The sequence below is a fragment of the Nonomuraea sp. NPDC052129 genome, from assembly GCF_040680095.1.
Lineage (GTDB): Bacteria > Actinomycetota > Actinomycetes > Streptosporangiales > Streptosporangiaceae > Nonomuraea.
This window is the reverse complement of record NZ_JBFAVX010000003.1, coordinates 342,066-354,820: the sequence shown is the minus strand read 5'-3', so window position 1 is coordinate 354,820 and position 12,755 is coordinate 342,066. Positions and strand designations below refer to the sequence as shown.

General features: G+C 67.4%; 17 protein-coding genes. 7 read left to right on the top strand and 10 right to left on the bottom strand.

All coding sequences use genetic code 11. The features are described from left to right. Positions 1-118: 118 nt before the first annotated feature. A complete protein-coding gene (locus AB0L53_RS09720; RefSeq protein WP_363992504.1) occupies positions 119-373 on the bottom strand; it encodes a GntR family transcriptional regulator in 255 nt (84 codons plus the stop codon). A gap of 95 nt (positions 374-468) precedes the next feature. Between AB0L53_RS09720 and AB0L53_RS09715 the strand changes: the two genes are divergently transcribed. Both AB0L53_RS09715 and AB0L53_RS09710 read left to right on the top strand, forming a co-directional pair. Then, entirely contained in the window at positions 469-675 is a 207-nt protein-coding gene (locus AB0L53_RS09715) for a hypothetical protein (RefSeq protein ID WP_363992502.1), read from the top strand. 459 nt (positions 676-1,134) lie between these two features. Further along, positions 1,135-1,590 (top strand): hypothetical protein, encoded by a 456-nt coding sequence (locus AB0L53_RS09710; protein WP_363992500.1) that lies wholly within the window; start codon positions 1,135-1,137, stop codon positions 1,588-1,590. 391 nt (positions 1,591-1,981) lie between these two features. Here the strand turns inward: AB0L53_RS09710 and AB0L53_RS09705 are convergent, their stop codons facing one another. Together AB0L53_RS09705 and AB0L53_RS09700 are read right to left on the bottom strand one after the other, a co-directional pair. Then, positions 1,982-2,314: a YnfA family protein gene (locus AB0L53_RS09705; protein WP_363992499.1), complete on the bottom strand. Its 333-nt coding sequence runs from the start codon at positions 2,312-2,314 to the stop codon at positions 1,982-1,984. Next, positions 2,311-2,559 carry a hypothetical protein gene (locus AB0L53_RS09700; RefSeq protein ID WP_363992498.1) on the bottom strand — a complete coding sequence of 83 codons (249 nt, stop codon included), beginning with the start codon at positions 2,557-2,559 and terminating at the stop codon, positions 2,311-2,313. The genes AB0L53_RS09705 and AB0L53_RS09700 overlap by 4 nt, the downstream gene beginning before the upstream one ends. 110 nt (positions 2,560-2,669) lie before the next feature. Between AB0L53_RS09700 and AB0L53_RS09695 the strand changes: the two genes are divergently transcribed. The 5 genes from AB0L53_RS09695 (at position 2,670) to AB0L53_RS09675 (ending at position 6,067) form a co-directional block, all read left to right on the top strand. Next, the gene (locus tag AB0L53_RS09695; RefSeq protein ID WP_358437498.1) at positions 2,670-3,083 is read left to right on the top strand and encodes a helix-turn-helix transcriptional regulator; all 414 of its coding nucleotides are present in this window, start codon (positions 2,670-2,672) and stop codon (positions 3,081-3,083) included. A 13-nt stretch (positions 3,084-3,096) separates the two neighbouring features. After that, positions 3,097-3,912, top strand: a complete 816-nt coding sequence (gene modA / locus AB0L53_RS09690) for a molybdate ABC transporter substrate-binding protein (protein ID WP_363992496.1) — start codon at positions 3,097-3,099, stop codon at positions 3,910-3,912. Positions 3,913-4,020: 108 nt separating this feature from the next. Then, positions 4,021-4,782 carry an ABC transporter permease gene (locus AB0L53_RS09685; protein ID WP_363992810.1) on the top strand — a complete coding sequence of 254 codons (762 nt, stop codon included), beginning with the start codon at positions 4,021-4,023 and terminating at the stop codon, positions 4,780-4,782. Beyond that, positions 4,779-5,810 carry an ABC transporter ATP-binding protein gene (locus AB0L53_RS09680; protein WP_363992494.1) on the top strand — a complete coding sequence of 344 codons (1,032 nt, stop codon included), beginning with the start codon at positions 4,779-4,781 and terminating at the stop codon, positions 5,808-5,810. The genes AB0L53_RS09685 and AB0L53_RS09680 overlap by 4 nt, the downstream gene beginning before the upstream one ends. Further along, positions 5,807-6,067 carry a hypothetical protein gene (locus AB0L53_RS09675; protein ID WP_363992492.1) on the top strand — a complete coding sequence of 87 codons (261 nt, stop codon included), beginning with the start codon at positions 5,807-5,809 and terminating at the stop codon, positions 6,065-6,067. Before AB0L53_RS09680 ends, AB0L53_RS09675 begins: the two co-directional genes overlap by 4 nt. On the opposite strand, the gene AB0L53_RS09670 is transcribed toward AB0L53_RS09675, so the two are convergent. The 7 genes from AB0L53_RS09670 to AB0L53_RS09640 form a co-directional block, all read right to left on the bottom strand. Then, positions 6,056-6,208, bottom strand: coding sequence for a hypothetical protein (locus AB0L53_RS09670; protein WP_363992490.1), 153 nt, complete (start codon positions 6,206-6,208; stop codon positions 6,056-6,058). The two genes, AB0L53_RS09675 and AB0L53_RS09670, sit on opposite strands and share 12 nt — an antisense overlap. 261 nt (positions 6,209-6,469) lie before the next feature. Then, on the bottom strand, positions 6,470-6,757 hold the full coding sequence (locus tag AB0L53_RS09665) for a hypothetical protein (protein WP_363992488.1): 288 nt from the start codon (positions 6,755-6,757) through the stop codon (positions 6,470-6,472). Continuing rightward, entirely contained in the window at positions 6,736-7,641 is a 906-nt protein-coding gene (locus AB0L53_RS09660) for a molybdopterin-dependent oxidoreductase (protein WP_363992486.1), read from the bottom strand. The genes AB0L53_RS09665 and AB0L53_RS09660 overlap by 22 nt, the downstream gene beginning before the upstream one ends. Before the next feature lie 350 nt (positions 7,642-7,991). Continuing rightward, positions 7,992-9,272: a Gfo/Idh/MocA family oxidoreductase gene (locus tag AB0L53_RS09655; RefSeq protein WP_363992484.1), complete on the bottom strand. Its 1,281-nt coding sequence runs from the start codon at positions 9,270-9,272 to the stop codon at positions 7,992-7,994. A 69-nt stretch (positions 9,273-9,341) separates the two neighbouring features. Next, a complete protein-coding gene (locus AB0L53_RS09650) occupies positions 9,342-10,619 on the bottom strand; it encodes an extracellular solute-binding protein (RefSeq protein WP_363992482.1) in 1,278 nt (425 codons plus the stop codon). Between the two features lie 34 nt (positions 10,620-10,653). Then, positions 10,654-11,523 (bottom strand): carbohydrate ABC transporter permease, encoded by an 870-nt coding sequence (locus AB0L53_RS09645; RefSeq protein ID WP_358550127.1) that lies wholly within the window; start codon positions 11,521-11,523, stop codon positions 10,654-10,656. After that, entirely contained in the window at positions 11,507-12,493 is a 987-nt protein-coding gene (locus AB0L53_RS09640) for a sugar ABC transporter permease (protein WP_363992480.1), read from the bottom strand. The genes AB0L53_RS09645 and AB0L53_RS09640 overlap by 17 nt, the downstream gene beginning before the upstream one ends. Between the last annotated feature and the right edge of the window lie 262 nt (positions 12,494-12,755).

Sequence of the window (12,755 nt, the reverse complement as noted above, 5' to 3'; positions counted from 1 at the left end):
TGTCGGCTTGAATCGAACAGCTCGATGGGGTCGGGCTTCCGCGTGGAGCACCACTCCAGCCCACCAGGTTGCTTAGTTAAGTCTGCCTGTTCTTGGACGGTCGGCTTGGCGCTATGGCCTACGCCTCGGAGGGGCTGCTGGCGTCGGGCGGGCTGACGAAGCTGCCCATGCCTCGGACGGTATAGATGGCGCCCTCTTCGCGGAGGGCTCTCATCGTCTTGTGGGCGGTCATCCGGGCGATGCCGAACTCCTGCATGAGATCGTTTTCGCTTGGCACGCGTGAGCCGGGGCGGTAGACACCTGCCGCGATGCGTTCGCGGATCACCTGTGCAGCCTGCTGCCATCTTGGCTGATCCTCACGGAACTCGATCACGATGCAACTGTAGAAAACTGTGAACTACCATCGTTTACCGGATGGCACCGTAGACGCCTATAGACAACCATGTGGCGCATGCTTAATGTTGAGGCATGGCGACACTCGGCTATGACCTTGACGCGCTTCGTGCCACGTTCCCCGGCTGGTCGTTCTTCCGCAGCGACGCGGGCGTGTTCTACGCGACCAGACGCGGCGTCCAGCTCCGCACCGCCGAGATCGACGCGGGTCTTCAGCAGACGGTGAGCGCTGACGACGTGGCGACGTTCGTGGCACTACTTCACGACCAGCACACCCGGTAGTTAAGCCGTGGCCACGTCGATGCCCCTCGCCGATTGCCACGGGTTGCATGTGGCAGCTCCGCACGCTCAGGCCAAGCCGGCGAACTGGGAGCCCAGCCGACCACGCGCGCATCGGATACGGGTGCGCCAGTACACGTGCAGCTGCCAGCTTCCGATCTTTGAGCTGTGTACGGCAGGCGGGCTATGGTTCGTCCGGCGAATCTCTGACCAGGCTCCGGCCGGCATCGTGGAAAGCACATGGGTGCCCGCCAGAACAGCCGACGATCTTTGGTTGAGGATCCTGAGTGGCCAGGCGCGATGACTCGATGGGCTTTCGGTGGGCTCTGCACGGGTGGAACGCCGCACATCCGCTGAGCAATCTCAGCGTGTTCGGCTGGTGTGCGATGGAAGCGAAGCGGAAGAGGTCAGCGTCGCCCGCTCGCAGGATGTTTGTCGTACCCGACGGCTACTCTCCGGCACATGTCAGTCCCCGAGGTCATTCCCATCGTCTACGAGCCCGACTACCACACCGACACAATCGGCCGCTGGGACGGCGGGCAGTTCTTCGGCTCCGTCATAGCCGCCTTCCCCCAGGGCTACACGCACACTGACGACTGGCCGGCACACAAACGCTGGTCCGCCGTCCTGCACACCTTCGACGCCGCCGGCCATCACCTCGACACCCGCGTCGAACAAACCGGCACCGACGACGACCACCGAACGGCCGTCGACACCGCACAAGAGCGACTGCAAGAGTGGCTCAGCGCCCTTCACGGCCTCCGGTTCGGCGACATCGCCATCCGACCTTTCCAGCAAACGTGCAACGACATCCTGTACGGCCTCGTCATAGAGACCTTCGAAGGCGAAGAACACGCCGAGTTCTACCCGAACGGCATCGGCTTTTACGAACCCTGGGACGGCTTGTACGACACCTGACCATCCGGTTCGTAGGCAAGGGCGGACGCCTGGTCAGCGGAATCTCGCCTTGCCCAGATGGTGGTACGAGTCGGTGGAGGGTGTTCCTCTAAGACGGTGTTGCTGTATCGGCCGCGGTGCACCACCTCCGCGGACGAAACCTTGCACTACGCTCAGCTCACCACCTGCGCCGATGGCTACCAATCATCAAGGCGTTTCGCCACCCATGAGAGCCGGATCGTTGAACCTCGCCTGGGACCGAGGCCCGGGAGAGCCCTCAGGCCACACCTTGCTTCCCTGGGCATCACTGGCAGCGATATCTCTTGCCTGTGGGCCAGCGGAGAATGCGCAGGCGAAGCCTGCGCCTGAGGAGGGCGTCCGAGCGTAAGCGAGGTCCTATGTGCCGTGCGGGTCAGCCGCGTGGCGCGTACATGATCACCAGGACGCCCGCCAAGCAGATCAGCGCGCCGATGACGTCCCAGCGGTCGGGGCGGAAGCCGTCTGCGATCATGCCCCAGATCAGCGAGCCGGCCACGAACACGCCACCATAGGCGGCCAGGATGCGTCCGAAGTGGGCGTCGGGTTGAAAGGTGGCGACGAAACCGTACAGTCCGAGCGCGATCACGCCCGCGCCGACCCAGATCAGGCCGCGTTGCTCACGCACGCCATGCCAGACCAACCAGGCGCCGCCGATCTCGAACAGCGCGGCCAGACCGAACAACAGCAGAGAACGGGCGATCGTCATAGCAGCCATTGCACCAGGCCGGGCCGGAGCGGGTCCGTACCGGGGCTGGTGAGCATCCGCATCACGGTCGTCATGAGGACGACCGTGCCGACGGCGCTCTGTTTGGCGGAGGATGGACCGGCAGCGACCGCGGCCATGGCTGTGGTGGCGGGCGTGAGCGTGGCCGGCAGGGCGGCGGCGAGCGCGGACGCGACGGCCCAGCGGCGGGAGGAACCAAGACCCAGGCGGGAGGAACCGAGGCCCATGGGGTCACTCTCCGATCTCGTGGATGCCATGGAAGGACCGCCAGTCATGCCGCTGCTGCGGTAGAAGACGGGTATTCAGGCTTGAATGTGCGGAAGGTATCGTGAGGCTTGTGACGACGTTTCGGATCAGCGAGGCCGCGGCGCTGCTCGGGGTCAGCGCCGACACCGTTCGCCGGTGGGTGGACGCGGGTCGGCTGGGCGCCGAGCGGGATGAGCACGGTCACCGGCGGGTCAACGGCGCCGACCTGGCCGCCTTCGCTCGCTCGCAGATCGAGGAGAGCGACGGCGGTAGTCGCTCCTCGGCGCGTAACCGCTTTCGCGGGATCGTGACCGAGGTGATCCGCGATGCGGTGATGGCGCAGGTGGAGATCGCCGCCGGGCCGTTTCGGGTGGTTTCGCTGATGAGCCGCCAGGCCGCGGATGAGTTGGGCCTGGAGGTGGGGGTGGTGGCGGTCGCCGTGATCAAGTCCACCAACGTCGTCGTGGAGATTCCCGGTCACGAGCGCGTGGCCAGTTATTTGTGAGGAGCCCTCCTTGGTGTTCAGGCGTCTTTCCCGATGGGCGATCGCCCTGCCCGTCGCGCTCGCGCTGGCGGGCCTGTCCGGCTGCGGCTCCGGCCAACCGGCCACCTCCTCCACGGCGTCGGATTCGAGCTCGGCGTCGGCTTCCGGAGCGGGCGGGGCCAAGGAGGTGACGGTGTTCGCGGCAGCGTCGCTGACCGGGACGTTCACCGAGCTCGGCAAGACCTTCGAGGCCGCGCACCCTGGTACGACGGTGAAGTTCAACTTCGGCTCCAGCGCGACGCTGGCTCAGCAAATCGTTCAGGGGGCGCCGGCGGATGTGTTCGCCGCGGCGAGCCCGGCCACGATGAAGACGGTGACCGACGCGTCGCTGGCGAGTGCGCCGACCACGTTCGTGCGTAACAAGCTGGAGATCGCCGTGCCGAAGGATAATCCGGCCAAGGTGGATGAGTTGACGGACCTGGCCGACAGCAAGGTGAAGGTGGCGTTGTGCGCCGAGCAGGTGCCGTGCGGGGCGGCGGCGGTCAAGGCGCTGGACGCGGCCGGGCTGAAGGTCAAGCCCGTGACGCTGGAGCAGGACGTCAAGGCCACACTGACCAAGGTCGAGTTGGGTGAGGTGGACGCGGCGCTGGTGTACAAGACCGATGTGATCGCCTCGGCGGGCAAGGTGCAGGGGCTGGAGTTCCCTGAGGCGGACAAGGCGATCAACGACTATCCGATCGCCACGCTGGCCAAGGCGCCGGCCGGCGACCTGGCCAAGCAGTTCGTGGATCTGGTGCTGTCGCAGCAGGGCAAGGACGTGCTGACCAAGGCCGGCTTCGAGGCTCCCTGATCGCTCATGAACCCTTCCGTGCCGGAGCAGGTCGACCTGTCGAGCTCGCCACGCGGGCCCGGCAGTCGGCCGGCCGCGGGGCGCGAGGTCTCCGGGCGCCTGCCGTGGATGCTGATCGTGCCCGCCGTCGTGGGTTTGATCTTCCTTGTACTGCCGCTGGCCGGGCTGCTGATCCGCGCCCCCTGGTCCACGCTGCTGCAGCGGCTGGCCGAGCCGCAGGTGCTGGAGGCGTTGCGGCTGTCGCTGGTGTGCGCCACCATCGCCACCGCCGTGTGCCTGCTGCTCGGAGTGCCGCTCGCCTGGCTGCTGGCCCGGGTGTCGTTTCCCGGGCGGCGGCTGGTCCGGGCCCTGGTCACCGTCCCACTGGTGCTGCCGCCGGTGGTCGGCGGTGTCGCGCTGCTGCTCGTACTGGGGCGGCGCGGGCTGGTCGGGCAGTGGTTGGAGGCCACGTTCGGCATCACGCTGCCGTTCACCACCGCCGGGGTGATCATCGCCGAGGCGTTCGTGGCGATGCCCTTCCTGGTGATCAGCGTGGAGGGGGCATTGCGTGGTGCCGACCGGCGTTTCGAGGAGGCCGCGGCCACGCTGGGCGCCTCGCGGTGGATCGTGTTCCGGCGGGTGACGCTGCCGATGGTCATGCCGGGTGTCGTGGCCGGGGCGGTGTTGTGCTGGGCGCGGGCGTTGGGCGAGTTCGGCGCGACGATCACGTTCGCGGGCAACTTCCCCGGCACCACCCGCACCATGCCGCTGGCGGTCTATCTGGCGCTGGAGACCGAGCCGGAGGCGGCCATCGTGCTCAGCCTCGTCCTGCTGGCCGTCTCGGTGATCATCCTGACCAGCCTGCGGGATCGGTGGGTGAGCGCGCCATGACCCTGTACGCCCGACTGGTGGTCACCCGGCCCGCCTTCACCCTCGATCTCACCCTGGAGGTCGCTCCGGGCGAGGTCGTGGCGCTGCTCGGCCCCAACGGCGCGGGCAAGACCACCGCCCTGCGCGCCCTGGCCGGGCTCACCCGCCTGTCCGACGGGGAGATCGTCCTGCGCGACAGGCCGCTGCACACCCTGCCCGCCGAGGAACGCCCGATCGGCATGGTCTTCCAGGACTACCTGCTCTTCCCGCACCTGACGGCGCTGGACAACGTCGCGTTCGGGCCGCGCTGCCACGGCGTGCCCAAGGCCGAGGCCCGCCGTACCGCCGCCGCCCTGCTGGAACGCGTCGGCCTGGCCGAGCGTGCCACCGCCAAGCCACGGCAGCTGTCCGGCGGCCAGGCTCAGCGGGTCGCACTGGCGCGGGCGCTGGCCGTACAGCCCGATCTGCTGCTGCTGGATGAGCCGCTGGCCGCGCTCGACGCCCACACCCGGCTGGAGGTCCGCTCCCAGTTGCGCCGTCACCTGGCCGACTTCGACGGCGCGACCGTGCTGGTCACCCACGATCCCCTCGACGCGATGGTGCTGGCCGACCGGCTGATCGTGATCGAGAACGGCGCCATCGTCCAGCAGGGCAGTCCGGCCGAGGTGGCCCGCCGCCCCCGTACCGATTACGTGGCCCGTCTCGTCGGGCTCAACCTGTATCGCGGCGTGGCCGACGGATCGCGGGTCAAGGTCGGTGAGCTGTTGCTGCACACCTACGAACACCTCGACGGGCCCGCGTTCGTCGCCTTCCCGCCCTCCGCCGTCGCCCTCTACCGGACCCGCCCGGACGGCAGTCCACGCAACCTGTGGCAAGCCCGCATCGAGGGCATCGAACGCCACGGCGACAACGTACGCGTACACCTCGACGGCCCCATCATCGCCTTCGCCGACATCACCCCCGCCGCCGTCGCCGACCTCGACCTGACCCTGGGCCAGCAGATCTGGGCCTCGGCCAAGGCCACCGAGACCCACGCCTACCCCGCATGAACCCGCCCGCGCCGGACGACCGGCATGACTGCAACGCCATCTGCCTCGGCGGGCCCTGCCACGGCCTGCTCACCCACGTCGACCAGGACATCGGCATCCTGGCCATCCCCGTCCCGCGCCGCTCACCGGACGAGCCCGAGCAGTGCGCCGGCTACCGCGTCACCCGCGAACGGGTGCGCTACTGGGGCCAGACCGAGCCGTACATCGCCCTGCACTGGGCCGGCCCGCCCTGCTCCTGGGAGTGCTCAGCCCCATAACCGGTCGTCGGCGTACACCCCGATGTCGGTGACCTGGGCTGATGTGCCGGCCGCCGCACCGGTCACCCGGCATCGCCCGGTGTGCCGCCGCAGCCCGGAGGTGCGGCACTCGAATCTCACCGTGGTCTCCCGCTGCGGCATCGAGCGGAGTGTCGCGACACTCAACTGCGAGGCGCTTTCATCTTAGTCATGGCAAATGAGAGGACGATCGCCTGATCCAAGCCGCTCATGCCCTCTTACTTTCTGCCGTCCCCAGCCGTCTCATAGGGACTACCAAGCTGTGACAAGCCTCCGGGCCGACTCGGGAAAGGCGGACCGGGGATCGAGGGGCGGACGCGGCGGGTCACACCGACCGCGACCGCCCTTCGCGCGCCGCCTGAAGCAAACGCTCGGTGCCCGGCGTCAGTACACATCCCGTACGTAACGCTTGCTCGCGCCCAGCTGCTTGACGTACGCGGTCGCGTCATCAGGAGAGAGGCCGCCATAGCGGGCCGTGATGTCATGCAGAGTCTGGTCGACGTCCTTGGCCATCCGGCCGGCGTCGCCGCACACATATACGTGCGCCCCGTCCCGCAGCCAGGCCCAGAGCTGGGCACCGTGCTCGCGCATGCGGTCCTGAACGTAGACCTTGGCGCGCTGGTCACGGGAGAAGGCCAGGTCGAGGCGGGTCAGCAGCCCGTCGTCGCGCATTTGGGTGAGTTCTGCGGGTTGATCTCGACGAACGGGCCCGGGTTGAGCTTGTTCAGCTTGGCGACCTTGCCGGTCTTGGTCAGGGTGTGCCACTGGTGCCCCAGCCGACCGGTGTTGAGTACGTACGGGAAGTCGTCGTCGGGCAGCTCGGCGGCGGGCAGGTGCGGGCGCGGGAAGAAGACGGCACGACCATCGGCGGTGGCGAAGGCCAGGCGCGGACGGCTGCCGTCCTCCCGTACGAGCGGCGCCTGGCTGAGACCGTCGTTGAGATAGCGGATCGGGTTGCGCGCGCCGGAACCGGGCGGGCTCGGCCACTGCACCGGCGTCTCCCGCAGCCGCTCATAGGTGACGCCACGCAGGTCGTAGCCGGTCGCGGGATTGCCCGCACGCTTGATCTCCTCGAACACCTCCTCCGCGCTCTCATAGGAGAAGCCGGCCTCGAACCCCATCTCGCAGGCGACCCTGGCGATGATCCGCCAATCCGGCAGCGCCTCCCCGACCGGCTCCACGGCCTGCTGGAGCAGGGTGAGGTTGCGCTCGGAGTTGATCATCACGCCTTCGGACTCGGCCCACAGGGCGGCCGGGAGGACGACGTCGGCGTAGGCGTTGGTCTCGGTGGCCGCGAACACGTCCTGGGTGACGACGAACTCGGCGGCCTCCAGACCGGCGATCACCCTCTTGCGGTTGGCGACGCCGGCGATCGGATTGGTACAGATGATCCAGCACGCCTTGATCTCGCCCTCGGCCATCCGCGAGAACATCTCGATCGTGCCCTGCCCGACCTCGGTCCGAAGCGTGCCGGGCGCGATCCCCCACAACTCCTCGACGAACCGGCGATCCTCCTCCACCAGCGCCGACCGTTGCCCGGGCAGGCCGGGCCCCATGTAGCCATCTCGCGCCCACCCATCGCGTTGGGCTGGCCGGTCAGCGAGAACGGCCCGCTGCCGGGGCGGCAGATCGCGCCCGTGGCCAGGTGCAGGTTGCACAGCGCGTTGGTGTTCCAGGTGCCGTGCGTGCTCTGGTTGAGCCCCATCGTCCAGCAGCTCATCCACTCGCCGGCTTCGCCGATCCACTGAGCCGCCCGCCGCAGGTCGGCTTCGGGTATCCCGGTGATCTCCGCGACCGCGGCGGGCGGGTAGCCGAGCAGGAAGCCCGGCAGAGCCTCGCCGAGCAGGTGGTGTGCCGGCCTGCGGATGGATGGCCTTCCGGGCCGACCGGGTGACCGGGCCGTCGGTCAGGCGTCGGCCAGGCGGGTGCCGTCGTCGGTCAGGCGGACGGCGCGGCCGGTGGTGGCCGAGCGGGTGGCCGCGGCTCCCACCAGCACGCTGCGGATGCCGTCGCGGTACCCGGCGGGGCGGCCCAGCGGGTCCTCGCTCGGGCCGCGGAAGACGTCGTCGAGCAGCAGCCGGTCGCCACCGCCGTGACCACCCTCCCCCTGCTCGATGACGATCTCCTCGCGCTCCTGCCAGTGCCGGTGCAGGGTGAGCTTCTCCCAGGCGCCGGCCGCGTGCTGCTTGGTGGCGGCGCTCGGGTCGATCGCGGCGTGCGGCGGCGTCCAAGATCGCTCGCACACCTCCAGCTCGATCCGGCCCTCCGTACCGTTGAAGACGACGCGGTAGCCCTCGTACGGGGCGTGCGCGGTGAGGGAGTAGGTGAGCATGGCCCGGTTGGCGTAGCGGACCAGGACCGACATGTTGTCGTCGATCGTCACGCCCGGCCCGAAGACGTCCTGGTCGCGGATGTAGCCGTCCTCGTGCTCGGCGTCCAGGTAGAGGCGCTTGAGGTGCTGATCGGCTGAGATGTCCAGGATGAACGGATCGGTGCCGAGGCCGGGCGCGCCCTGGCCGCGGGCGGGGCGCGGGCCTCTGGGCAGGGCCTGGCCGTAGAAGCGCAGGTCGGTCTGGGCGAAGACGAGCTCGGGCGCGGCCGCGAGCCACCAGTTGACCAGGTCGAAGTGGTGGGTGGACTTGTGTACCAGCAGGCCGCCGGAGTTGGCCCGCTCACGGTGCCAGCGGCGGAAGTAGTCGGCGCCGTGGATGGTGTCGAGCGCCCAGTCGAAGTGGACCGAGGTGACGTCGCCGATCGCGCCTTCGCTGATCAGCTTCTTCACTGCCGAGTTGCGCGGGGAGTAGCGGTAGTTGAAGGTGACCACCAGTTTGCCCGGGTTGCGCTCGGCGGCGGCGGCGATGGCCTCACAGCCCTCGGCGTCGACGGTGAGCGGCTTCTCCACAATGACATCGAGGCCCGCGTCGAGGGCGGCGACGACATAGCGGGCGTGGGTCACGTCCACCGTGGTCACCACGACGGCGTCGGCCAGCTCCAGCAGCTTGCCGAACTCGTCCGGATGGAAGCGGGGCACCTCGTCTCCGATGCGCTCGGCGTAGTAGTCCATGCGAGTCCGGTTGGTGTCGCAGAGGCCGACGATCGTACCGGTGTCCCGCCAGTCGCCCAGCAGGGCGTCGATGTACATCCGGACGCGGTGACCAAGGCCGACGAAGGCGTACCTGGTGCTCAACTTCTCTCCCCGAGTAGCGAAAATGATGGGCCGGAGCCACTGACGGCCCCGGCCCTGCCCGTACCGACCTCAGCCGGCGAGGGCGGCGTTAGCCTCAGTCAGGAACTTCTGCGCGGCGGCGTCCGGTGTCGTCTTGGCGAAGACGACCTCCTCGGTGACGCGCTTGAGGATGTCATCCACCTGGAGGGCGCCCTTCGGCGGAGCGGCGATCGGGCTCAGCTCGCTCCTGACCTCGTCGATGAAGCCCAGCGTCTTCTGGTCGACGGCCGGCAGCTTGTCCTTGACGGCCGCGAGCACCTTGGCGTTGGTCGGCAGGCCACGGTCACTCAGCAGGATCGAGGCCGCGTCCGGGTCATTGACCATGAAGTCGATGAACTTGGCGGCTTCCGCCGGATGCTCGGACTTGGCGGCGACGGTGTAGAACATCGACGGCTGCAGGAACATACCGCTGGTGGTCGCCTCCTTCACCTTGGGCATGCGCAGCAGGGTCAGCTCCTGACCGGACGCCTTGGTCAGGCCGCCGAGCTGGTTGCTCCACCACATGCCCGTCGCACCGGCGTTGGTGCCCAACGGCGACTGTTCGACCCCGCCCGCGATCAGCTCGGAGCTCTTTGCCGCGTCAGGCGAGCCCTTGGTCTGGATGAGCTGCTGGTGGATGGCCCACCAGGCCTTCAGCGTGTCAGGCGAGACGCCCAGCTTCTTACCGTCGTACAGCTTCTCGCCGCGCTGGGCCGCGAAGATCTGCAGCCAGGCGGGGTTGTAGTTGTACTCGGCTCCCGTGATGCCGCCACCGCTCGCGCTGATCTGCTTGGCCAGGTTGATCCAGTCGTCCCAGGTCCAGGACTTGTCGTCGGGTACCTTCTGCTTGGCCTTCTCGATCGTCGCCTTGTTGACGAGCATGGAGAAGGCGTTGACGCCGGAGGGAATGGCGTACTGCTTGCTGTCGATGTTCCCGGCGGCGAGCGCCTGCTGGTCGAGGTCGGTCGTGACCACCTTGCCCGCCAGGTCGGCCAGGGCGCCGCGCCCGGCGTACTCGCCCAGGCCGCGGATCTCGATGCTCATGACGTCGGGGGCGTCGTTCGCCGCCACCTTGGTGGCGAGTTTCTCGTAGTAGTTGTTGAAGTCGGAGAAGTCACCCTCGACGTTGATGGTCGGGTTCTTCTCCTCGAACTTCTTGATCACCTGCTCGGTGAGCTTCTGCCGGGAGTCGCTGCCCCAGTAGGAGAAGCGGAGTTCGACCTTGCCACTGTCCGCCTTGTCGCCGCCGCCGCAGGCGCCGGCCGACATCATGACGGTGGCCGCGAGCAGGGCAACCGTCCAAACCTTCTTGCGCGAGCTGAAACTCACAGCTCTACCTCCTGGTGAAGAGTTGCGGGGGGTGTTACTTGAGTCCGGTGGTCGCCATGCCACGGATCAGGTATTTCTGGCCGGCCAGGAAGAATCCGAAGATCGGCCCCAGCGACACGATCGACATCGCGAACATCGGCCCCCACGAGGACTCACCGCTGGAGTCCAGGAACTGGCGCAGCGCGACGGCGACCGTGAGGTTGTCGGAGTTCGTCAGGTACAGGTTCTGGCTGAAGAAGTCGTTCCACGTCCAGATGAAGGTGAAGATGCCGGTCGTGGCGAGCGCCGGGGTACAGAGCGGAAGGATCACCTGGAGGAAGACCCGCCAGTAACCCGCGCCGTCGATGGAGGCGGCCTCGTCCAGTTCCCTCGGCAGCGTCCTGATGAACTGCACCATCAGGAAGATGAAGAACGCGTCCGTCGCCAGGAACTTGGGCACGATCAGCGGCCAGATCGTGTTGATCCAGTCGAGCTTGGAGAACACGATGTACTGCGGCACGACCGTCACGTGGTGCGGCAGCATGATCGAGCCGAGCATGACGGCGAACCAGAGCTTCTTCAGCGGGAAGTTCAGCCGGGCGAAGGCGTACGCGGCCAGGGAGCACGCGATCAGGTTGGCCGCCACCGACAGGCCGGTGATGACCGCGGAGTTCCACAGGTAGAACCCGAAGGTGTGCTTGAGCGAGGTCCAGCCGTCGCTGTAGTTCTCCAGCGTGAAGGTGCTCGGCCACAGGCCGGGCTCGCGGAAGATGAGCTCCTCGGGCTTGAGTGAGCTGGACACCATCCAGAGCAGCGGATAGAGCATGACCAGGCCGAACCCGATCAGCAGGAGGTGCTTGAGCAGCCGGCTGCCCCGCGGAAGCGGGCGGAACAGCAGCGGGACGGCCTTACTTGGTGTCGCCATAGAAGACCCAATACTTCGACGCGAGGAAGTTGACACCGGTCAGTCCGGCGATGATGAGCAGCAGCACCCAGGCCATCGCTGCCGCGTAGCCCATGTCGTAGCTCTTGAAGCCCTTCAGGTAGAGGTAGAGCGTGTAGAAGAGGGTGGAGTCGACGGGTCCGCCGGTGCCGCTGCTGACGATGAACGACTGGGTGAAGGACTGGAACGACTTGATCACTTCGAGTACGAGGTTGAAGAAGATGATCGGCGTCAGCAGGGGCAGCGTGATCGAGCGGAACTGACGGAGCTTGCCGGCCCCGTCCACCTGGGCCGCCTCGTAGTAGCTCTGCGGGATCTGCCGCAGCCCGGCCAGGAAGATCACCATGGGTGCGCCGAACGTCCACACGTGCAGCAGGATCAGCGTCCCGAGCGCGGTGTCGGGGTCGGAGACCCAACCGGCGCCCTGGATGCCGAAGACGTCCAGCACGGCGTTGACCAGGCCGTCACTACCGAAGAGCTTGCGCCAGAGGATGGCGATCGCCACGCTGCCACCGAGCAGGGACGGCAGGTAGTAGATCGACCGGTAGAACGACAGACCGCGCAGTCCCCGGTCGAGCGCCAGCGCCAGCCCGAGCGCGAAGGCGAGCTGCAGCGGCACCGACACGACCACGTAGATCGTGGTCACCTTCAGCGAGGTGAGGAACCGCGTGTCCTCGGTGAACATCTTCGCGTAGTTGTCGAGACCGATCCACTTGGCTGTTTCCAGCATGTTGAAGTCGGTGAACGACAGGTACAGCGACGCCAGGATCGGGCCGACCGTGATCACGAACAGGCCGAGGAACCATGGTGCCAGGAAGAGGTAGGCCGTACGGGCCTCTCGCCGTTTGTGGGCGTTCACCCGCTTGGCGCGTCTCCCCGCACCCGGCGGCTTGGCGTGGGCTCGCCTGGGAGCGAGCGCCCGTTCCGGGGTTACCGCGATCGAATCGGACATAGACGCATGTGTCCCTCATTCCTGGCCGTCCGGCACGGCGGGATCGGATAGCGCTTTCCTATAGGTGCGCCAAAAGTTTCGTCAACCCTTTGCAGGCGTTACGTAGATGTTACCGATATATCGTGATCTATATTTTGCCAGCTCAAGCCGCTATCCGAGCAATTAGCTTCCCAGCTAAAATTTTCCGCTGACTACAACCGGTTGCACTGTTCGGCCCACCAGGAGCCGCTCAGCTCCTTGATCGTGGAGGCGCGACTCACCC